Raw genomic sequence first — 241 nt, 5'->3', positions numbered from 1 at the left:
CGCGCGGCGCCTCGGGGAGGGCGTACGTGCCCGCCCTCTCGAGCGGGTTCAGCGTGGCCACGACGAGCAAGGGGGAGGGCAGAACGTGCGTGCGCCCGTCTCTCCAGGGCGGTGCTGCCCCTGTCTCGTATACACATCTGACGCTGCCGACGATCACAACAGGGTGTAGATCTCGGTGGTCGCCGGCGCATTAAAAGCCGGGGGGGGGGGGGGGGTCGGGCTGTGGGCGGGGCGGGGCGGG

The 241-nt window shown here is 72.2% G+C and carries 1 protein-coding gene; it reads right to left on the bottom strand.

What is annotated here, in order from left to right; translation table 11 throughout:
* The coding region (locus tag QM517_RS18810) for an AAA family ATPase (RefSeq protein WP_374114716.1) at positions 1 to 157 on the bottom strand (157 nt) is incomplete at its 3' end.
* Between the last annotated feature and the right edge of the window lie 84 nt (positions 158 to 241).

The sequence above is a fragment of the Microbacterium sp. IEGM 1404 genome (assembly GCF_030056775.1).
GTDB lineage: Bacteria > Actinomycetota > Actinomycetes > Actinomycetales > Microbacteriaceae > Microbacterium.
Note: the sequence above shows the minus strand (reverse complement) of the source record. Positions and strands in the feature narration are given on the sequence as shown.